Source organism: Sinomonas sp. T428B (assembly GCF_056780155.1).
Genome location: NZ_JBRAZR010000001.1, coordinates 3,541,469 through 3,560,660, shown reverse-complemented (window position 1 = coordinate 3,560,660; position 19,192 = coordinate 3,541,469). Strand labels below are relative to the sequence as shown.

At 68.8% G+C, this 19,192-nt stretch carries 19 protein-coding genes; 4 read left to right on the top strand and 15 right to left on the bottom strand.

The genetic code is table 11. The features are described from left to right. Positions 1-61 precede the first annotated feature (61 nt). From solA to ACUYMY_RS16430, 7 genes are all read right to left on the bottom strand, one after another. Positions 62-1,225, bottom strand: coding sequence for an N-methyl-L-tryptophan oxidase (gene solA / locus ACUYMY_RS16460; protein ID WP_481704597.1), 1,164 nt, complete (start codon positions 1,223-1,225; stop codon positions 62-64). Positions 1,226-1,241: 16 nt separating this feature from the next. Beyond that, positions 1,242-2,648: an NAD(P)/FAD-dependent oxidoreductase gene (locus tag ACUYMY_RS16455; protein ID WP_481704596.1), complete on the bottom strand. Its 1,407-nt coding sequence runs from the start codon at positions 2,646-2,648 to the stop codon at positions 1,242-1,244. Positions 2,649-2,685: 37 nt separating this feature from the next. Then, positions 2,686-3,420, bottom strand: a complete 735-nt coding sequence (locus tag ACUYMY_RS16450; protein WP_481704595.1) for an SDR family NAD(P)-dependent oxidoreductase — start codon at positions 3,418-3,420, stop codon at positions 2,686-2,688. 78 nt (positions 3,421-3,498) lie between these two features. Further along, positions 3,499-4,602 (bottom strand): alanine racemase, encoded by a 1,104-nt coding sequence (locus ACUYMY_RS16445; RefSeq protein WP_481704594.1) that lies wholly within the window; start codon positions 4,600-4,602, stop codon positions 3,499-3,501. Between the two features lie 28 nt (positions 4,603-4,630). After that, on the bottom strand, positions 4,631-5,116 hold the full coding sequence (locus tag ACUYMY_RS16440) for a RidA family protein (protein WP_481704593.1): 486 nt from the start codon (positions 5,114-5,116) through the stop codon (positions 4,631-4,633). Between the two features lie 38 nt (positions 5,117-5,154). Further along, positions 5,155-5,844, bottom strand: coding sequence for a haloacid dehalogenase type II (locus ACUYMY_RS16435; RefSeq protein WP_481704592.1), 690 nt, complete (start codon positions 5,842-5,844; stop codon positions 5,155-5,157). Between the two features lie 394 nt (positions 5,845-6,238). After that, entirely contained in the window at positions 6,239-6,718 is a 480-nt protein-coding gene (locus ACUYMY_RS16430; protein ID WP_481704591.1) for an Lrp/AsnC family transcriptional regulator, read from the bottom strand. Between the two features lie 297 nt (positions 6,719-7,015). Here ACUYMY_RS16430 and ACUYMY_RS16425 point away from each other — a divergent pair, with 297 nt between their 5' ends. Beyond that, complete coding sequence (locus ACUYMY_RS16425; RefSeq protein WP_481704590.1) at positions 7,016-7,684, top strand: haloacid dehalogenase type II; 669 nt, start codon at positions 7,016-7,018, stop codon at positions 7,682-7,684. A gap of 44 nt (positions 7,685-7,728) precedes the next feature. After that, positions 7,729-8,754 (top strand): threonine ammonia-lyase, encoded by a 1,026-nt coding sequence (locus ACUYMY_RS16420; RefSeq protein WP_481704589.1) that lies wholly within the window; start codon positions 7,729-7,731, stop codon positions 8,752-8,754. Positions 8,755-9,039: 285 nt separating this feature from the next. On the opposite strand, the gene ACUYMY_RS16415 is transcribed toward ACUYMY_RS16420, so the two are convergent. Further along, positions 9,040-9,687 (bottom strand): GntR family transcriptional regulator, encoded by a 648-nt coding sequence (locus ACUYMY_RS16415; protein ID WP_481704588.1) that lies wholly within the window; start codon positions 9,685-9,687, stop codon positions 9,040-9,042. Between the two features lie 214 nt (positions 9,688-9,901). Here ACUYMY_RS16415 and ACUYMY_RS16410 point away from each other — a divergent pair, with 214 nt between their 5' ends. Together ACUYMY_RS16410 and ACUYMY_RS16405 are read left to right on the top strand one after the other, a co-directional pair. Beyond that, complete coding sequence (locus ACUYMY_RS16410; protein WP_481704587.1) at positions 9,902-11,818, top strand: vWA domain-containing protein; 1,917 nt, start codon at positions 9,902-9,904, stop codon at positions 11,816-11,818. A gap of 17 nt (positions 11,819-11,835) precedes the next feature. Further along, entirely contained in the window at positions 11,836-12,999 is a 1,164-nt protein-coding gene (locus ACUYMY_RS16405) for a hypothetical protein (RefSeq protein WP_481704586.1), read from the top strand. Positions 13,000-13,006: 7 nt separating this feature from the next. Here the strand turns inward: ACUYMY_RS16405 and ACUYMY_RS16400 are convergent, their stop codons facing one another. The 7 genes from ACUYMY_RS16400 to ACUYMY_RS16370 form a co-directional block, all read right to left on the bottom strand. Next, on the bottom strand, positions 13,007-14,209 hold the full coding sequence (locus tag ACUYMY_RS16400) for a toxic anion resistance protein (RefSeq protein WP_481704585.1): 1,203 nt from the start codon (positions 14,207-14,209) through the stop codon (positions 13,007-13,009). 49 nt (positions 14,210-14,258) lie between these two features. Continuing rightward, positions 14,259-14,840: a TerD family protein gene (locus ACUYMY_RS16395; RefSeq protein ID WP_481704584.1), complete on the bottom strand. Its 582-nt coding sequence runs from the start codon at positions 14,838-14,840 to the stop codon at positions 14,259-14,261. A gap of 36 nt (positions 14,841-14,876) precedes the next feature. Beyond that, on the bottom strand, positions 14,877-15,458 hold the full coding sequence (locus tag ACUYMY_RS16390; RefSeq protein ID WP_481704583.1) for a TerD family protein: 582 nt from the start codon (positions 15,456-15,458) through the stop codon (positions 14,877-14,879). Positions 15,459-15,483: 25 nt separating this feature from the next. After that, positions 15,484-16,086, bottom strand: a complete 603-nt coding sequence (locus tag ACUYMY_RS16385; RefSeq protein ID WP_481704582.1) for a TerD family protein — start codon at positions 16,084-16,086, stop codon at positions 15,484-15,486. Positions 16,087-16,141: 55 nt separating this feature from the next. After that, positions 16,142-17,248, bottom strand: a complete 1,107-nt coding sequence (locus ACUYMY_RS16380) for a DUF475 domain-containing protein (RefSeq protein ID WP_481704581.1) — start codon at positions 17,246-17,248, stop codon at positions 16,142-16,144. 293 nt (positions 17,249-17,541) lie between these two features. Continuing rightward, positions 17,542-18,411, bottom strand: coding sequence for a metal ABC transporter permease (locus ACUYMY_RS16375; protein ID WP_481704580.1), 870 nt, complete (start codon positions 18,409-18,411; stop codon positions 17,542-17,544). Continuing rightward, on the bottom strand, positions 18,411-19,172 hold the full coding sequence (locus ACUYMY_RS16370) for a metal ABC transporter ATP-binding protein (RefSeq protein ID WP_481704579.1): 762 nt from the start codon (positions 19,170-19,172) through the stop codon (positions 18,411-18,413). The genes ACUYMY_RS16375 and ACUYMY_RS16370 overlap by 1 nt, the downstream gene beginning before the upstream one ends. Between the last annotated feature and the right edge of the window lie 20 nt (positions 19,173-19,192).

The following is a 19,192-nucleotide window of genomic DNA, read 5'->3' as shown; positions in this document are numbered from 1 at the left end:
CCGCTGCGGGATTCCACGACGGGAGTCCCGCAACGGCGGTCAGCTGAGGGGCGTGCCGAGGCTACTGTGCCGCGGCGGCGGAGAGCGTGGCCTCCGTGGTCTTGAACCGTCCCGGACGCACGAAGTCCAGGCCGTCGAAGGTCTGGGTGCCGAGCGCCTCGTTCGCGGCGATGTGGCCGTATCCGGTGGCCATCTTGAAGCCGCCCCCGTTGAACCCGGCCGCACAGTAGACCCGGCTGTTCTCCTCCATCCAGCCAAGGAGCGGACTCTTGTCCTGGGTGTAGAGCTCGGGGAAGGCGTCCGCGCGGACAATGTTGGGGATGAGGCCCGGGAGGAACTCCGTGACGGTTTCCACGGTCTCCGTGATTTCCTCCGGGGTGGGGTCCCTGGGAACGGAGTCCGGGTCGGGGGTCGGCCGGCCGCGCCCGTCCAGCGTTGCCTTGACCGTCACCCCATCGACGGCGGGTGCGCCGTACATGGAGCGGTTCTCGTACACCCGGCTGAAGGTCGTGAAGTTCTCCGGAGAGAACTGCGCGCCGTCCTCGGCGACGAACCAGGTCAGGATGAGCCGCTTGGTCTCCACCGCAGCCTTGAGGTAATCGGGCATGAGTCTCTGAGCCCAGCCGCCCGCGGCGACGATGACCTTCTCGAACGTCCACGTCCTGTCGCCGGACGTGACGACCACGCCGTCCTCCGTCTCCGTGATGCTGTCTACGGGGGTGTTCTGGTGCACGGTGGCGCCGTTGGCCTTGGCCGCCGCGATGGCAGCGCAGACCGCGCGGTCGGTGCGCAGGACGCCCGCCCGGGGGTCATAGACGGCGACGTCGTCCGGGCGGAGGTTGTGCTGGGGGTAGCGTTCCGCCAGGTCCTCGTGGCTCAGGAGCTCGTAGTCGGCACCCGTGACGCGTGCCGTCTCGAGGACGCTCGTGATGTAGCTGCCGTTCTCCGTCCCGATGGACAGGCCGCCCGTGGGCGTGAGGATCTCCTGCCCGGTCTCGGCCTCGAGCTCCGCCCAGAGGCTCCGCGAGCGCTCCATGATGGGGTAGAAGCCTGGGTTCCCGGTGTAGATCATGCGGAACAGGCGGGTGTCCCCGCCCACAGCACTGCGGCCGTGGGCGGGGGTTGCGGCTTCGAAGCCGACGACGGAGTCGGACAGCTTGGAGGCCTGCCACAGGGCCATGCTTCCGATGCTGCCCAGGCCGATGACTGCGAGTTTCGCGTCCATGGTGTCCAGTCTCCCTTTACTCGTGAAGGCCGGCGAGACGGCTGCCGAACTTGGCCAGGAGAGAGGTCTTGCTGGAGCCCCTGCGCTCTTCCCACTGGTCCGCGATGCCGAAGAGCCGGTACATGGCGTGGACGCCGAGCCAGCGGATCGGCTCCGGCTCCCACTTCTTCGAGCGGTAGCCGACCCAGGGAAGGCTGGTCCGCTCGGTCTCCTTCTCAAACGCGAGCTCCGCGAGGGTCCTGCCGCCGAGGTAGGCTGCCGTGACGCCGTGGCCCGCGTAACCGGTGGACGTTCCGATCCCGGAGGCCGGATCCCAGTGCACGCCGCCGTTCCAGTCGCGCGTGACGCCCAGGACGCCCGACCAGGCGTGCTCAGCCTCGAAGGGGATGCCCGGGAAGAAGGTGCTGAGCTTGTGCAGGATGAGGTCGATCGTGGACTGAGCGGTTGCGCCGTCGCCGCCCGTGCCTGAGCCGAAGCGGTAGGGGACACCGCGGCCCCCCATGGCGATGCGGCCGTCCGCCGTCCGCTGCGAGTAGATGAACGTGTGCGCCGAGTCGTTGAGGCACTTGGCACCGTTCCAGCCGATCTGCTCCCAGGCCTCGTCCGAGAGGGGCTTGGTGATGATCATCGAGGAGTTGATCGGGATCAGGGTCCGCTTGCCCAGCAGCGGTCCCGAGTAGCCCTCGGTGCAGATGAACGTCTTGGCCGCCCAGACGCGTCCGTTGGCCAGGGTCAGGGTCTTGCCCTCGACACTGTCCACTCGGCTGCCCTCGTAGATCTGGACACCCATGGACGTCAGGGTGTCGGCGAGGCCGTACACGAGCTTCGCGGGGTGAATGCGGGCGCAGTGCTTGTAGAAGAGCCCCCCATGGACCGTGGAGATGTTGATCTGGCTCTGGAACTCGTCCCGGCCGAGCAGCTGGCTCTCGTCCTCGGTCAGGCCGTACTTGAGATCAGCCTCACGCCTCGCGACAAGCCGACCCAGCCCTGCCTCGGTGTGGGCCGCGACGAGCGCCCCACCCTTGTCCTGGTCTGCGTCGATGCCCTCGGCCCTGAGGATGTCCAGGACAGCGTCGACGCCGTGGACGAATTCGCGCTGCAGTGCCCGGCTTGCTTCGATCCCGCCCTCGGAGGCACGGGCGAACCTGGCGCGGTTTCCCGCAGGCATGGCCGAGAGCCAGCCACCGTTGCGGCCTGAGGCGCCGTAGCCGACCTGCTCGGCCTCGAAGACCGCGACCGAGAGCGACGGCTCGAGCTTCTTGGCGAAGTACGCCGCCCACAGCCCGGTGTAGCCGCCGCCGACGATGGCGACGTCGACGGAATCCTGGCCGGTGAAGCGGGGGAACGACGGCCGCTTGTCTGCCTGCCCGGTCATCCAGAAGCCGAGCTCTCCATTGCGGGGTGTTGCCGCGAGGGCTGTCATGATGTGTCTTTCTCTGTGTATGGCGTAGTGGCCGGTGCTAGAAGGCGGTATAGCCGCCGTCGACGGGGAGGGTGGCCCCGGTGATGTAGGAGGACTCGGAGGAGGCGAGGAAGAGCACCGCGTCGGCGACCTCCTCGGGGGTGGCGAGGCGCTGGAGCGGGATCGAGGCCTCGCGCTCGCGGCGGGTGGCCTCAGGGTCGGCCCTGCGCTGGAAGGAGGCCTCGATGATTGGGGTCGCGGTCAGGCCGGGGGCGACGACGTTGACGCGGATGTTCTTCGGCGCCCACTCGATCGCGGCGCCCTTGGCGAGCATGATGAGCCCGCCCTTGGCCGCGGAGTACAGGACCTCCTCGGGCTTGCCGACCATGCCGAGACGGGAGCTGACGAGGACGAACGAGCCGCCCGTCGCCGGCATGAGGGGCGCGAAGTGCTTCATCACGAGGAACGAGCTGAGCAGGTTGCTGTGCAGCGTGTTCTTCGCGTCCTCGTAGGACATCTCGGTCAGCGGGCCGCTGACCTGGAGGCCGTGGTTGAGCACGACGGTGTCGATCGTGCCGAAGGCCTCTGCGGCCTCGCGGGCCAGGCGCTCGACGAAGGCCTCGTCGTTGAGGTCCCCGGGGACGTACACGCCCTCGGGCTGGGCGCTGTCGATCTGCTCCTTGCGCCCGGTGAGCAGCAGCCGGGCGCCCTCGCGGCGGAAGTGCGAGCACACGGCCTGGCCGATGCCACTGTTGGCGCCCGTGACCAGGGCGGTGACCTTCTCGAGTCTCATGACGACCCTTTCTTCAGGGGTGGAACGGGGTAGAACAAGGCATGAAGGCCGGGGCGGGGGAAACCCGCCCCGGCCTTCTCAGTTGAGGAATCCGCGGGCGTCGACGGGCCAGCGCTCGAGCGAGGTGCCCAAGCTGTCGGTGACGATGTACTCCTCGAAATTCACCACGACCGGGCAGACGTGGTTCGGCACGACCGGGAGCACGGTGCCCACGCTCGGGCGGAAGCCCGCGGGCAGCGGGAGGAACCCGTGGTACTCGTTGAGCTTGGACAGCACGGCGCTGGTGCCGGCGATACCGCCGAACCCGCGCTCAGGGCTGCCCTCGCGGCCGAGCACCTTGGTGCCGATGTCGAGGATGACCTGGTCCGGAACCCAGTCGCTGACCACCGTGCCGGCCACGAACAGCGCGATCTGGTCCTGCGTGCAGGCGCCGAGGCGCGCGTTGTTGAGGTCGTTGAACACGTATTCGCCGGGGCGGATCTCGGTGATCACGCTGTTGGTGGCGAACTCCACGGTGGGCGTGGAGCCGGCGCTGACCACCTCCGGAGTGATGCCCACGGCCTCGAGGCTGCGCACCGCGGCGATGAGGGCGGCCTCCTGGTCCTGTGCCGCACGCTCGCGGGCGTCGGGGCCGGCGCTGCCGTGGCCCGGGTAGGTGAACACCCCCGCCGGGACTAGGCCGCGGCTGCGGGCCGCGGCGGCGAGCTCGCCTGCCGCCTCCGCAGGTGCCCCCGACCGGCGGGCGCCGCAGTCGACCTCGACCACGACCTCGAGCCGCCCGGCGTCGTCGCCCATCGCGTCGGCGAGGGCGTGGATGGCGGCGAGGTTGTCGACGCCGACCCGCAGGCGGATCGTCTCGGCCAGCTTGCGGATCCTCGGGCCCTTGGTCCCCGCGGCCCAGACGGGGTAGGCGATGAAGATGTCGCCGAACCCTGCGGCGGCAAAGACCTCGGCCTCGCCCACGTTGCCCGCGGTGATGCCCACGGCACCGGCGTTGACCTGGCGGCGGCCGATCTCGACGCACTTGTGCGTCTTGACGTGCGGCCGGACCTGGAGGCCCCGCAGGTCGGCGAAGGCCTGCATGCGCTCGATGTTGTCCTGCAGCACGTCGGCCAGGATGATCGGGGCCGGGGTGTCGATGCGCTCGACCAGGGCGTCGAGCGCCTGCTGAAGGCGGTTCACGGCTCTACTCCTCATGGTTGGTTCGCCGCTACACCGCGGTGACGATCATCTGGATCTCTACCGGGGTGTTGAGCGGGAGCCCGGCGACGCCGATCGCGGTGCGGGAGTGCCGACCGTTCTCGCCCAGGACCTCGATGAGCAGCTCGCTGGCCGCGTTGGCGACCTGAGACTGCAGGCCCCAGTCCGCCTGGCTTGCCACAAAGACGAGCATCTGCACGATCCGGACCCGCTCCAGGTCCCCGACCGCCTGGACGGCGGCGGCGAGGCAGTTGAGCGCGGCGTGGCGCGCGAGCTCCTTGCCGGTCTCCAGATCGACGTCCCGGCCGACGATGCCCTGGCCCAGGAGCACGCCGTCCTTGAACGGCAGCTGGCCCGAGATGTGGATGCTCTCGCCCACCGCGTTGTGGTGGACGAAGTAGGCATTGCCGTCGAGGTCGGGCAGTTCCAGGCCGAGGGCCTGGAGCCTTTCTGCGGCCGTGTCGCCCTTGACGGTCTGGGGGAGGGGCAGGGTCATGCTGTCACCGCCTTGCTTCGGATCATCGTCTCAGGTGCTCAGGAGGCGTCGGGACGCGGCAGGCCGAAGAGGACGGGGAGCTCGGCGATGTCGGTGATGCGCTCGTAGCCGAGCCAGTGCTCGTCGTGCTCGAAGCCGCGGTCGACGTAGACCTTCTTCTCGATGCCCATAATTGCCGCGGGACGCAGGTCGTACATCGGGCTCGCCGAGACGTGCACGATCTCGTCCGGGGTCACGCCGAGCTTGTCGAACATGTACTCGAACGCGGCCAGGCGCGGCTTGTAGCAGCGCATCTCCTCGGCCGTGATGATGACCTCGAACGGGGCCTCGAGGTTCGCCGCGAGCTTCTCGGCCATCGCGGTGTCGCTGTTGGTGATGATGACCAGCGGCACGGCCTCGGCGAGCTTGTTCAGCGCCGCGGTCACGCCGGGGTAGGGGCCCCAGGTCGGGATCCGGTCGTAGACCTCGCGGGCCTCGTCGGGGCGGAAGTCGATGCCGACGTAGCGCGAGGCGCGCTGCATGGAGTCGTGGACGATCTGGTGGAAGGGCTTGTACGCGCCCGTGCACTCGTCGATCCGGTACGCCTTGCAGATCCGCAGGTACTCGTCGGCGACCTCCGCGGGGAGCCGGTCGCCGAGGACGTCGCGCATCGTGTCGTTGATCGCGAACTTGATGAGCGTCCCGTTCATGTCGAACGTGACGAACTTCGGCAGGGTGTCGAATGCCATGGGGTGCCTCCGAGAAACTGTGGGACCAAGTTGTCGATTGTCGACGAACTCTCTGTAGATTGTCGACGATACTCCGGTGCCTCAGAGGGTGTCAATGCTCCTGACAGGAGAAGCCCCGCGCTCCGGAGGCCTCCAGCAGGGCGGATTCAACGGATCGTTGCAGCACGGTCTGGCTGATGCACCCGAGGCTAGTCTGTTCCCCGACTGATGGCGGGCTCCTTGTGGTGGGAAGCCCGCCATCGTTTCTTCTAAGGCAGCGGCATTCGACGAAGCCTCATCGGTCAGGCTGAATGGTGCTGATGTCCCCTCTCCCTATGGAGACCCCGACTGTCATGTGGGACTCGGCCGGGAACCGACGTTGGTTCAGCCAAGGAGTTCGCGTGAAGCGGGAGAGTCAGCGTTTCGGGCGCGGCAACAGCCACGACCGTCGTGGCGTCTCGTTGAGCACCAGGAAAGTGCGGATTCCGGCGATGCCGGAGACACGGCGCAGATCGTTCCCGACGAACGCGCGCAGGTGGTCAGCGTCGCGGAACCTGGCCAACACGATCATGTCGAACTCGCCCGCGAGGTCTGCGGCGAACTCCACTTCAGGCATCTGGTCAAACTTGGATGCGAAGTCCGACCACCGCCAGAACTTCTCCCCGCTCGCCCGCAAGAGCATGACTGCAGCGAGGGACAGACCAACGCCATAGGGGTCGACAGACACCGTGAGGCGCTGGATGACGCCGGAGTCGCGGAGATTGGCCAAACGCGCATAGGCAGTGCCTCGAGACACTCCCGCTGCCTTACACAAGTCGGCGATGGGAGCCCGCGCATCGGCCTGGAGAGCGCCGAGCAGCGCCAGATCGATGTCATCGACGGCTACCTTCGTCACGGTTTCCTCCTCGAGCTCGACCCACGCGCAACGCTCCCAATGATACCGAACGCGCCATAAGGCGCAGTTGGACGGTTTCGACCCCAGATGGCCCTGCTGAGCGGATCTGTTCAAGTCTGAAGGCCTATCAGACGAGTTTGTTCAGGTAGTGGCTTTCCTTCTGGATCGCTCTGGACGGCGCGACGTAGCCTCCTCGTACAGATTGCGTGGTCGCATCACCCGACGGAGCATGGCTCCGACGCGCGCCACCTGACCCCTTCCGGCCGCACGTGCGGCCGCACCCGAGAGGAGAACCCGATGATCGACTTCGAGCCGAAGTACATCAGTTTTGACATGCACGGGACGCTGATTCGTTGGCAGATTGTGGACCTGACCCGCAGGCTGCTGGCGGACATTGTGCCGGCTGAGCAGATGGACGAGGTCGTCGCCAGTTTCAAGTGGCAGCGCCTGGACGAGGTCCTGGGCCCGTGGAAGCCGCTGACCGAAGTGATCCATGACTCGCTCCGCAAGACCATGGAGCGCTTCGACCTTCCCTATCGGAAGTCGGACAGCCAGGCCATTGCCGACGCCATCCCGACATGGGGGCCCTGGCCTGAGGTGCCCGAGGCGCTGCGGACCCTGGCCTCCCGTTACCCCTTGGTCCTCCTGACCAACTCTGACAACAACGCTGTCATGCGCAACGTGGAGAAGCTCGAGGCGCCGATCCACGCGGTCCTCACAGCTGAGGACGCCCAGGCCTACAAGCCGCGCTTCCAGGCGTTCGAGTACATGTTCAAGCAGCTCGACTGCCGGCCGGAGGACATTCTGCACGTCTCCGGAAGCCCCCGCTATGACTTGATGGTCGCCAACGACCTCGGCATCAAGAACACGGTGTTCGTCAACCGCGGCTATGAGCGTGAGACCCCCTCCTACCCCTACACCAAGATCGATCTGCTCTCCGAGCTGCCCCCTCTGCTCGGCATCTGACCCGCACCGTCCCCGACATGAGCCAACGTCTTCCAGGAGCAGCAATGAATTTCATGCCGGATACCCCGCGGTCCGACCTACAGATGAGCGATGGGGACAGCACCGGCCCGGCGGAGGCGAACCTCATCACACCGAGTGAGCTTCACCTGGCTCAGGTGCGGATCGGCGCGACGTGCCTGCGGACGCCGGTACTGCAGCTGCCCCAGCCGGCGGGGGCCGGTTCGGTGTGGGTGAAGGCTGAGTCCCTTCAACGGACCGGTTCATTCAAGCTCCGCGGGGCTGCCAACGCCGTGGCGGCGCTCGGTGAAGCCGGGGGCGTGCAGGGCGTGGTGACCTATTCGGCCGGCAACCACGGCCGCGCCCTGGCCTATGCGGCTCGGAGGGCAGACATCGCGGCGACGGTCGTGATGCCCCACACGGCTCCCCAATACAAGATCGACGTCACCCGGGCGCTGGGCGCGACGGTAGTGCTCCGGGCCCCGGACGAGATCGTGCCGCATGCCCACCACCTGGCCGACGTCCGCGGCCTGACCGTTGTGCCCCCGTTCGACGATCCGCACATCATCGCCGGGCAGGGCACCGTCGGACTCGAGCTGCTTGAGCAGGTCCCCGACATCGACACGATTCTGGTACCCGTCGGCGGCGGCGGACTGATTGCCGGCGTCGCCGCCGCAATCAAAAACCAGCGACCGGGCGCGCGGGTGGTCGCCGTCGAACCCGAGATCGCCGCGGACCTGGCCGAGGGCTTCGCCTCCGGGAAGCGGACTGTCTGGTCACGAGAGCTGACCGGACGCACGATCGCCGACGGGCTCCGTTCCGCCGCGGTCGGCGAGCTGGTCTGGGCTCACATCACAGCCTTGGTCGACGACGTGGTCACGGTCTCCGAGGAGGCCATCATCTCAGCGATGCGATGGCTGGCGGACGGCGGGAAGCTCGTGGTCGAACCCAGCGGAGCCGTTGCGGCAGCGGCCATCCTCGAGCACACCCACCGACTGGGTCATGGAAACATCGCTGCAATCGCCACTGGCGGAAACATCGAACTCCGCAACTTCGCCGCACTGACTTCCTGAAAAGGCGGTAGCGGCAGTCCACGGCGATGGCATCTGAGCCGAAGAACCCATCCCCGCACTGGGCTGCGCCCCTTGTGGCGGATGGAGACGGCAGAATGACTCTCAAGACCGTCCACATCGGGTGGAGGCCAGCGCGCGCCTCGCACCGCCAGGCACTATGTGGGGAATATCGCCGTCGTCCGCGTCCGATATCTCACCGAGGGCAGAATGATCCTTCCGTCTCTGCCTCCCGGCTTCATCCCGCGATCGGAATCGGGGAGGGCGCGCACGCGCGGGACGCTGGGCCTACTGGGCCCGAAGCGCGGATTGGAAGTGGCGGATCAGTTCCTGGCGGAACTCTTCGGTGTCGCCCTCGAGGGCTACGGTGGCCAGCCGCTCGTGCTCGACGGCAATGTCGTGCAGGTCGCTGTAGGAGCGGTGGTCGGTCGCGAGGTACAGGCGCAGCTTGTTCTCCCAGCTGTTCCACATGGACTGCAGGACGCCATGCCCCGAGAAGTCGTAGAAGAGCCTGTGGAAGCGGAGGTGTGCGTCGATGCTGGCTGGAATGTCGTTGTTCTCGGTGGCCGCGTGCAGTTCCTCAATGATCTGCTTCAGTCTGGGCCGCTCCGGACCACGCAGCGCCGGGGCGGCGAGTTCGGCGGCATGCGGTTCGACGAGCGCGCGCACCGAGGCGATCTCGGCGACCTCCTGGGCGCTCACCTCCACCACGAAGGATCCGCGGTAGGGGATTTTGACGATCAGCCCCTCCTCCTCGAGCTTCGTCATCGCCTCACGGAGGGGCGACCGGCTGATTCCGAGATCAGCGGCGATATGCGTTTCCCGCAGCTGTCCCCCCGAGGGAACGGTTCCGTCGAGGATGGCAGTCCGGAGCACGCTGTAGACGCCGTCAGGCGTGGTCGCCCTCTGGGACTGCCACTTGAACATCGGGTCCATTCCCGCCTCCTATTGTCGACTGTCGATTATACGGCTCTGGGACACCAGCGTTCGAGAGGGGGCTCCTTCGGCGGAACTTGCTACGCGACGCCCCGGACAGGGCGCGAATATTAAGGATCTGTTCACCTGTAGTTTCCCTGACCTCTGTACGGTCCCACGGGTACCGGGTGGGGGACCCGGCCAGCCGAGCCCCCAGCAGGAAGGTCATCTGGGCATGGGCAGACGAAGCTCCACCCCACCGAACCGCCGAGCGGCACGCCGCCGACGCCGAGCCTCACTGCTGCCGTGGGCGCGCGCCGCCGTCGTCCTCGCGACCGTCGCCGCGCTGGCCGCGGGCGCCGTGCTCTGGCTCCCCTCGCTCTACGAGGCCCTCACCGTCAACCGGCTCCCGCAGGCGAACGCGCGGCTCACCACCGGCCAGGCCGCTCCGCCCCTCGAGCCCGACGCCCCGCCGTCGAGCCCGGGAGCCGGCCCGTGCACCCGGCTCAACGTCCTCGCCTCGCCGGAGAACGAGGCCGCCGTCCGGGCGGTCGCCGCCGCCTACCGTGGAGGCGAGCGCAACGCGGGCGGGCGATGCGTGGACGTCGCTGTCACCGCCCGCAAATCGGGGCTCGCGGCCGACGACGCGGCTCGCGGCTTCGCTGGCACCCCCGCCGATCAGCAGCCCGCGCTGTGGATCCCGGACTCCTCCGCATGGCCGGCCCTCGCCCGCACTGCCGGCGCGCAGGGCGCGTCGATCGTGCCGGAATCGGGGGTCGGCATCGCGACGACGGCCGTGGCCCTGGCCATGCCCGCGGACATGGCGGCGGCCCTGGGCTGGGACGCGAAGCCCCCGGCCTGGGCAGACGTCTATGAGGCGGCCTCCGAGGTTCGCGGCTGGGAGCGCGCGGGCCACCCCGAATGGGGGTACTTCCGCCTCGCGAAGGGCAGCCCGGCCATGACCAGTGCGGGCCTCTTCGCGCTCGCGTCCGCCTACGGCTCGGCGGCCGGTCACGTCGAGGGCCTCACGACGGCGGACCTCGACTCGGACTTCGTCGCCTCCCAGGTGCGCCTCGGCGAGCTCTCGACGAGCAGCTACCTCACCTCGCCCGGGCACTTCCTGCACTCCGTCCGGGACGCGCCGGACGTCGCGGCGGCCTCCGGCACGCTCTCGGCCGTCATCACCGACGAGAGGACCGTGTGGGAGTACAACCGCGGCATCACAAGCCCTGACGGGACGGGCACCGCGAACGGGGCCCCGCCCGCCGTCCCGCTCACGCCGTACTACCCGTCCGACGGCGTCTTCACCTCCGAGTCGCCGGCACTCGTGCTCAGCGCCGCCTGGGTCGGGGACGCGCAGCGCTCCGCCGCCGACGACTTCGTCCGCTTCGCCCGCACCGCCCAGGGCCAGTCCGCCGTGCGCACGGCGGGATACCGGGACATCCGGGGCGAGGCGGACCCGGAGGTCGCCGCAGTCGGGCGCTTCGGGACGGCGCCGAAGCTGCTCGGGCCGCTCTCGGGCGAGCTCGCCGCCGCCCTGCAGAAGGGCTTCGCGTCGGTCCGCAAGCCGGCCCGCGTGCTCTTCGCCGTCGACGTCTCCGGCTCGATGCGGGATGAGGTCTCCCCCGGCGTGACCAAGATCGAGGCCGCGAAGGACGTCGTCGAGGGCTCGCTCGGGCTCTTCGGCTACGAGGACCAGGTGGGCGTGGCCGGCTTCTCCAACTACAGGGGCGGGCCGCTCCAGCCCGGGGTCGTGCAGCCGCTCGCGAACGTCAAGTCGATGCGGGAGCGGATCGCGGCAAAGGTACGGGGCCTCGAGCCGCTGTACTACACGCCGCTCTACGAGGCCGTGGGGCTGGCCGTGGACACGGTGTCCGAGGGGTACCGGCCCGACGCGCTCAACGCGGTCATCCTCCTGAGCGACGGCACGAACGACACGACGCGCCCGGGGTCCCTCGAGGAGACCGTCGCGAAGCTCGGGCGGGACCAGGCCGCGGGCCGGAAGGTGAAGGTCTTCACGCTGGCCTACGGCGACCAAGCGGATACCGAGGCGCTGCGCCGGATCGCCGCCGCGTCGGGCGGCCAGTTCTTCGACGCGACGGACCCGAGCCGGATCAAGGACGTCCTCAAGGATCTCGTGAGCAGCCTCTGACGGCGTAGGCTCGAAGTATGCCGAAGAGCCGCACGCGCAAGCCCAAGAACACCCGCCCGAAGACCGCGACGGCGCCATCCGCCGTCGACCGCCGACACCGGAGGGTCAGCCTCCTGATCGACGGCCTGACGCCGGAGTACGTCGCGTGGGCTTCACAGGGTGAGGACGACGTCGCGGCGTTTGCCGCCGGGCAGCTCGGAGTCGTCAAGGGGTTCATGACGGTGGCCCAGACGTTCTCAGATGGGGCCCCGAACCTGCGCCTCGACCCCGAGCACGTGCGCGGCTTCCTCCGGCCCTTCCTCGACGACGTCGCGTCCATGGCCGAGAACGAGGACGCCGCCCTCGAGGACCAGCGCTACGTCGTGGGGACGCTCATCGACTGGCTGACCTTCCTCGAGGAGACGGGCCGCTGGGAGGGCACGGCCCAGGACCTCGCCGATATCTCCGAGACCCTCGACGCCGAGGCCGAGGCGCTGGGCGGGATCGTGGACGTGACCCCGCGGGACGATCTGCCGGAGCCCTCCGAGGAGGAGGCCGCCGCGTTCGCCTCCCAGGCGCCCTTCGTCCTGCAGGCGAAAGCCCTGCTCGAATGGCTCGGGACCGGCCGCGAGGTCGGCGACAACGGACTCCCGGCGTCGCTCCGCCCCGCGGCCGTGGAGGGCATCGGGTCCGAGGACCGCGCGCGGCATCTGTGGGAGGCGATGGCCGGCGCGGAGCTCGTGGTGCTCGACGACGGCATGGTGCGCCCGGGCGAGGGGGCCGCCGACCTCGGCTCGACCGACGGCCTCGGCCAGCTCGAGGCCCAGTTCCTCGCCACGGAGCTCGTCGTCTCCGTCCTCTCGGACGTCGACCGGGAGGACACCGGGATGAGCGTCGATGAGACGCTCACCACGGTTCTGGCCCGCGCCCTCGAGCAGGAGCCGTTCCCCCTTGAGGACATCGTCTCGCTCGCCTCGGATGCCGAGGCGGACCCGGGCGAGGTCGAGCTGGCCCCCGGTGAAGTGGAGAAGCTCCGCAGCCTGAGCGAGGCCCTGCTGGAAGGGATCCGCGAGCTCGAGGCGCTGGGCCTCGTGGACACCTCCGACGGCATGGTCGCCGTCCCCGTCGCCGCCCTCGACGCCGTGTACGACGCCCTGTACGGCGACGAGGACTATGACGACGACGAGGACGACGAGGAGTAGGCCGGCCTCAGGCGTTGCCCTCCTGGCGGCGGACCCGCTCGATGTAGGGGCGGGACTTCTCGAGGCCGCTCTCGAGGGCGTGGACCGTGCCCTCCATGCTCTTGGCCGCCTGTGAGCGGAAGGTGTCGATCGCGTCCATGGTCTCGTAGATGTTCGCGAAGGCCTTCTCGAGCGTCTGCACCGAGACGCCCGAGGTCGTGGCCTGCTGGTGGATGCGTCCGGTCTGGTCCTTCAGCATCTCCGAGGTCCGCAGGATCATGTTGTTCGTCGTCGTGTTGATCGCGTCGATCTGGTCGAGGACGAGCTTCTGGTTGGCCAGGGCCTGTGCGACGATCACCGCCGTGCGGAGGGCCGAGATCGTCGTCGTGCGGGCCCGGTCCACCCCCTTGATGAGCTCGTTGTTGTTCTTCCGGATCATGTCGATCGCGAGGTAGCCCTGCACCGAGACGGCAAGCTGGGTGAGGATGTCCTGGCGGCGCTGGCGCACCGGGAACAGGACGTCCGACTCGAGCTGCTGCGCGTGCTCGGCCTGGCCCTGGGCGCGGACCTGGTCGATCTTCTCGACCGTCGCCGCGTCCAGCTCCTGCGCGAAGACGGCGTACTCGGAGAGCTGCTGCATCGTCTCCCAGAGCCTGGTCTTCTCCTGCGCGAGCGAGGCGTTGTCCTTCATGAGCTCGTCCTGGCCGGCCATGAGGGACTTGATGATCTTGTCCAGCTGGGTCTGGGCGGACTCGTAGCGCTGGAAGTACTTCGCGAGCTTGTTCCCGCCGGGGATCACGCCGAGGATCTTCCGGCCCACGCTCAGGTCGGCCTGGTTCGGGGTGAGGTCCTCGACCGTCGAGCGGAGGTCCCCGAGCGTGGCCGCGACGTGCATCTGGGCGCTGTTGCCGGTCTTCTTCGCGCTCGCGAATGAGGTGCTCGATCGCTCGAGCAGCCGGTTCGACGCATCCGAGGACGCGACCATCTCCCTGCCCGCGAACCGGTTGAGGCCCTCGACCTTCTGCGCGAACTCGGGGCTGCGCGAGTCCATCGCCGCGATCTCCGCGACGAACGCCCGGGCCTGGCTGCTGATCTCGTTCTTGCGCTCGGCCGCGACCGGGACCATGCCCGGGGCCTCCTCCTCCTTGACGACCGGCGCGGGCTCGGGCGCCTGGAGGACGAGGGCCTGCTGGGTCTCGGTCGGGTCCGGAGGGGTCAGTGAGATGGACATCGCGTGCTCCTTGCTCGTGGTCTAACGTCCGGCGGGGGTCAGGTGACCCTCAGCCGAGGTTCACGCCGAAGTCGGAGGCCACGCCCGCGAGGCCGCTCGCGTAGCCCTGCCCGATGGCCTTGAACTTCCACTCGCCCGAGTGCCGGTACAGCTCTGCGAAGATCATGCACGTCTCGGCGGCAGCATCCTCGGACAGGTCGTACCGGACCACCTCGGCGTCGGTGGCGGCGTTGAGGATGCGGCAGTAGGCGCCGCGGACCATGCCGAAGTTCTGCCGGCGCGCCTCGGCCTGGTCGATGCTCACGACGACGACGACCCGCTCGACGTCGGCGGGGACCTTGGCGAGGTGGACCTGGATCTGCTCGTCGTCCCCGCCGCCCTCGCCCGTGCGGTTGTCGCCGAGGTGCGCGACCGACCCGTCGGCCGACTGCTTCTGGTTGTAGAAGATGAAGTCCGCGTCCGAGCGGACCTTGCCGTCGGCGCCCAGCATGAGGGCCGAGGCGTCGAGGTCGAAGGCGTCGCCCGTCGTCGTGCGCGGGTCCCAGCCGAGGCCGACGATCGCGTTCGTCAGCCCCGGGTCGGTCTTCGTGAGGGAGAGGTTGCCGCCCTTGGAGAGGGACAGTCCAGCCATGGGTGTTGCTCCTTTTGCTATGGGTCGGGGGACCGGTCAGTCGAGGACGATCCCGAAGTCGGTGGCGACGCCGCGCAGGCCGCTCGCGTAGCCCTGGCCGACGGCGCGGAACTTCCACTCGGCGCCGTGGCGGTAGATCTCGGAGAAGATCATGCAGGTCTCGGAGGCGGCGTCCTCGGTGAGGTCGTAGCGGACGACCTCCTGGCCCGTCTCGTCGTTGATGACGCGGCAGAACGCGCCGCGGACCATGCCGAAGTTCTGCCGCCGGGCCTCGGCCTGGTCGATCGAGACGATGATGACGACCTTCTCGATCTCGGGCGCGACGACGGACAGGTCGATCAGGATCTGCTCGTCGTCGCCCTCGCCCACGCCCGTGCGGTTGTCGCCCTGATGGACGACCGAGCCGTCGGCGGCCGCGAGCTGGTTGTAGAAGATGAAGTCGTCGTTGCTGCGGACCCGGCCCGCGGCGGTGACCAGCAGCGCGCTTGCGTCGAGGTCGAAGGCCTCGCCCGCCGTCGTGCGCGGATCCCACCCGAGCCCGACCAGGGCCCGGGTGAGGCCCGGATCGGCCTTGGTCAGAGACAGGTTGCTGCCCTTGCTGAGCGAGAGGCTCGCCATGGCGGCTCCTTCCTGGAAGGGCGGATCAGAGGACGGAAGACGCGGGGCCCACGAGGTCCCCGACGGTCCGGCCGTTCGCGGGCTGGCCGACGGCGGTGAACTTCCAGCTCGCGCCCTCGCGGGAGAGCTTGGCCATGATCATGCCGGTGGACGGGCCCTGCTCGGTGAGTGTGTAGCGCGCGACCTCGGGGCTGCCCGCCACCGAGTCGTCGACGACGCGGCAGAAGGCGTTCTGCACGCGGTCGAAGGTCTGCTGCGAGTAGCTCGTGATGACGAACACGATGTGCTCGACGGCGCCGTTGACGCTCGGGAGGTTGACGGTAATGACCTCGTCGTCGCCCTCACCGGCGCCCGTGAGGTTGTCCCCGGCGTGGCGGACGGAGCCGTCCTTGCTCGCGAGCTGGTTGAAGAACACGGTGTCCAGTGCTTGGCGGCCGGTGTTGTAGAGGATGGCTGAGGCGTCGAGGTCCACCTCTGCCTCGCCGCCGCCGAACAGGCCGCCGAACAGCCCGCCCTTCTTCGGCTGCTGGACGGCGTCCCAGCCCAGGCCCAGGCGGACCTGGGTGAGGCTCGTGCCGTCCTGCTTGGTCAGCGAGAGGCCCTGACCCTTCTGCAAGCTCAGTCCCACAGTGCGCTCCTTCGTCTGTTCTTCTCGTGGATGGATGTCTGCCGGTTCGAGGGGGTTATGCCAGGGCGGCCGGCTCGGGCTCGGCCGCCCTTCGTCGGTTTCGCCGGATCGAGGCGATGAACGAGGCGGCAATGAAGAAGACGCCGATGAGGCCCGTGATGACCTCGTTGACGTGGATCCCGATCGTCAGGAGGAGGATCACGGCGAGGGCGCCGATGGCCCAGTGCGCGCCGTGGTCCAGGTAGACGTATTCGTCGAGCGTGCCCTGGCGGACGAGATAGACGGTCAGGGAGCGGACGAACATTGCGCCGATGAGCCCGAGGCCCAGGGCGATGATGATCGGATCCGAGGTGATCGCGAAGGCGCCGATGACCCCGTCGAACGAGAACGAGGCGTCGATCATCTCGAGGTAGAGGAAGAGCATGAAGGCGGCCTTGCCGGAGACCTGGACGGCCTTGTTCGGGCCCTTCGCCCCGCCGTCAGCCGCAGCCGGGGCGTCCCCGGGATCGATCTCGCCGGTCTCGTCGATGACGAAGAGCTCGCCGAGGCCCTTGACCAGGAAGTACGTCACCATGCCGAAGATGCCGGACATGAGCACCGTGCCCTGGATCTCCGAGCTGGAGAGATGCCCGATGATGGCGAGGGCGAAGAGGCCGCAGACGAGCGAGGCGCCGTTCATCTTCCCGACCTTGGCCAGCGGCATTTCGAGCCAGTGGAGCCACCTGATGTCCCGGTCCTCGAAGAAGAAGTCGAGGAAGATCATGAGCAGGAAGATGCCGCCGAACGCGGCGATCTGCGGATGCGCCTGGTCGAGGATGTACGCGTAGCTGCCGGGCTCCTCGATCGGCCCCTTGTCGAGCGCGAGCTGCACGGCCTCGACCGGGTTGAGCTGCGCGGCGATCCCGACGATGAGCAGCGGGAAGAGCACGCGCATGCCGAAGACGGCGATCACGATGCCCACGGTGAGGAACATCTTCTGCCAGAACGGGTTCATCCGTTCGAGGATGCGGGCGTTGACCACGGCGTTGTCGAAGCTCAGGCTCACCTCGAGGACGCCCAGGACGAACGCGAGGAAGAGTGCCTGCGGGCCGCCGTAGAGGAAGGCCACGACGAGCGCGGCGATGCTGACGGCGAACGACCAGCCGAAGGTTCTCAGAAACACTGCGCGGCGCCTCCTCCTCCAGGCCCGGGGTGCCGGGCGGCATGGCAGCTTCCGCTGCCGACGGGCCTAGGGATCCCACGGGGGCGGGTGCCCCCAAGACCAGCCACGGCCCATTATGTCGTGGGCCACTGACAGTTTCGAACCCTAGACGGAGCCTGATGCGCACCGCGTGGCGATCCGGCCAGCCCCCTCGGGGATTCCAACGGGGGAGCGGCGGGGCAGGTTCCCCGCCCGCCGAAGCCGGCCGCACGCCGTCGGGCGCTGCCGCCGCCCGCCGTCGTCGTCCGCCTGGGCTACACCCGCACCGGCCGACGCCGCCGCGCCGCCGCGAGCCGCTTGCCGAGGAGCCCCTGCCGGGGCGCGAGGAGGTACACGAGCGTGAACGCGATGCCCTGGACGAGCACGATCATCGCCCCCGAGGCCGTGTCCGCGTAGTAGCTCACGTAGATGCCGAGGATCGCGCACGCGGCGGAGACCGTCGGGGCGATGACGAGCATGCGCGAGAACCGGTCCGTGAGGAGGTACGCCGTCGCGCCGGGGATGATGAGCATCGCCACGACGAGGACCACGCCCACGGCCTGGAGCGCCACGACCGCGGTGAGCGCGAGCAGGCCCAGGAGCGTGGCCCCGAGGAGCCGCGGGCTCAGGCCGATCGCGTGCGCGTGCGTCGGGTCGAAGGCGTAGAGCGTGAAGTCGCGGCGCTTGAGCACGAGGATCGCGAACGTCACCGCGCCGAGGATGAGCACCTGCCACAGGTCGTCCCAGCCGACGCCGAGCAGGTTGCCGAAGATGATGTGGTTCAGATCCGTCTGGCTCGGGGTGACGGAGATGAGCACGAGGCCCAGCGCGAACAGGGTCGTGAACACGATCCCGATCGCCGCGTCCTCCTTGACCCGGCTCGTGCCGCGCACGGCCCCGATGAGCGCGACCGCGAGGAACCCGAACACCACGGCGCCGAGCGCGAACGGCGCCCCGAGGATGTACGCGAGCACGACGCCGGGCAGCACCGCGTGCGAGACGGCGTCGCCCATGAGGGACCAGCCGATGAGCACGAGCCAGCACGAGAGCACCGCGCACACGATCGCGGCGACGACCGCCGTCGCGAGCGCGCGGGTCATGAACTCGTACGAGAGCGGTTCGGCGACGAGCTCGAGCAGGTCCATCACGCCTTCCCTCCCAGGACGTCGAGGCCGAAGGCCAGGGCCAGGTTCTCGGCCTGGAGCACCTCGGCCGGGTCGCCGTGCATGAGCACGCGGTGCAGGAGCAGCACGGCCTCGTCGGCGAGCTGAGGGAGCGCGTGGAGGTCGTGGGTCGAGATGAGGATCGTCTTCCCGTCGTCAGCGAGCTCGCGCAGGAGGCGGGACATGGTCGCCTCCGAGCGCTTGTCGACGCCGGCGAACGGCTCGTCGAGCAGGAGCACCGAGGCGCCCTGCGCGATCCCGCGGGCCACGAACGCCCGCTTCTTCTGCCCGCCCGAAAGCTGGCCGATCTGCCGGTCCGCGAACTTGGTCAGCTCGACGCGCTCGAGGGCCGCGTCGACGGCCTCCTGGTCCGAGGACTTCGGGCGCCGCGTGAGGCCCATGCCGCCGTAGCGGCCCATCATGACCACGTCCCGCACCGAGACGGGGAAGTCCCAGTCCACGCCCTCGCTCTGCGGGACGTAGCCGACGACACCGCGGCGGCGCGCCTCCCCGGGGGTGCCGCCGTGCACGCGGACCTTGCCGGAGTCCGGCCGGACGATGCCCATGATGGTCTTGAAGAGGGTCGACTTCCCCGAGCCGTTCATGCCGATGAGCCCGCAGATCCGCCCGGGTTCGAGCGAGAGGGTGGCCTTGTTGAGCGCGAGGACCTCGCCGTAGTGCACGGTGACCTCGGCGACGTCGACCGCGGGCGCCCCGGGAACCGGGAACGGGTGCGTGCTCATGGGCTCCTCACGCTCTCTCT

Excerpts from the sequence above, each read along its gene's own strand:
- solA (WP_481704597.1), bottom strand. The coding sequence starts at position 1,225 with ATGGACGCGAAACTCGCAGTCATCGGCCTGGGCAGCATCGGAAGCATG.
- ACUYMY_RS16455 (WP_481704596.1), bottom strand. The coding sequence starts at position 2,648 with ATGACAGCCCTCGCGGCAACACCCCGCAATGGAGAGCTCGGCTTCTGG.
- ACUYMY_RS16450 (WP_481704595.1), bottom strand. The coding sequence starts at position 3,420 with ATGAGACTCGAGAAGGTCACCGCCCTGGTCACGGGCGCCAACAGTGGC.
- ACUYMY_RS16440 (WP_481704593.1), bottom strand. The coding sequence starts at position 5,116 with ATGACCCTGCCCCTCCCCCAGACCGTCAAGGGCGACACGGCCGCAGAA.
- ACUYMY_RS16435 (WP_481704592.1), bottom strand. The coding sequence starts at position 5,844 with ATGGCATTCGACACCCTGCCGAAGTTCGTCACGTTCGACATGAACGGG.
- ACUYMY_RS16425 (WP_481704590.1), top strand. The coding sequence starts at position 7,016 with ATGATCGACTTCGAGCCGAAGTACATCAGTTTTGACATGCACGGGACG.
- ACUYMY_RS16420 (WP_481704589.1), top strand. The coding sequence starts at position 7,729 with ATGAATTTCATGCCGGATACCCCGCGGTCCGACCTACAGATGAGCGAT.
- ACUYMY_RS16415 (WP_481704588.1), bottom strand. The coding sequence starts at position 9,687 with ATGGACCCGATGTTCAAGTGGCAGTCCCAGAGGGCGACCACGCCTGAC.
- ACUYMY_RS16410 (WP_481704587.1), top strand. The coding sequence starts at position 9,902 with ATGGGCAGACGAAGCTCCACCCCACCGAACCGCCGAGCGGCACGCCGC.
- ACUYMY_RS16405 (WP_481704586.1), top strand. The coding sequence starts at position 11,836 with ATGCCGAAGAGCCGCACGCGCAAGCCCAAGAACACCCGCCCGAAGACC.
- ACUYMY_RS16400 (WP_481704585.1), bottom strand. The coding sequence starts at position 14,209 with ATGTCCATCTCACTGACCCCTCCGGACCCGACCGAGACCCAGCAGGCC.
- ACUYMY_RS16395 (WP_481704584.1), bottom strand. The coding sequence starts at position 14,840 with ATGGCTGGACTGTCCCTCTCCAAGGGCGGCAACCTCTCCCTCACGAAG.
- ACUYMY_RS16390 (WP_481704583.1), bottom strand. The coding sequence starts at position 15,458 with ATGGCGAGCCTCTCGCTCAGCAAGGGCAGCAACCTGTCTCTGACCAAG.
- ACUYMY_RS16375 (WP_481704580.1), bottom strand. The coding sequence starts at position 18,411 with ATGGACCTGCTCGAGCTCGTCGCCGAACCGCTCTCGTACGAGTTCATG.
- ACUYMY_RS16370 (WP_481704579.1), bottom strand. The coding sequence starts at position 19,172 with ATGAGCACGCACCCGTTCCCGGTTCCCGGGGCGCCCGCGGTCGACGTC.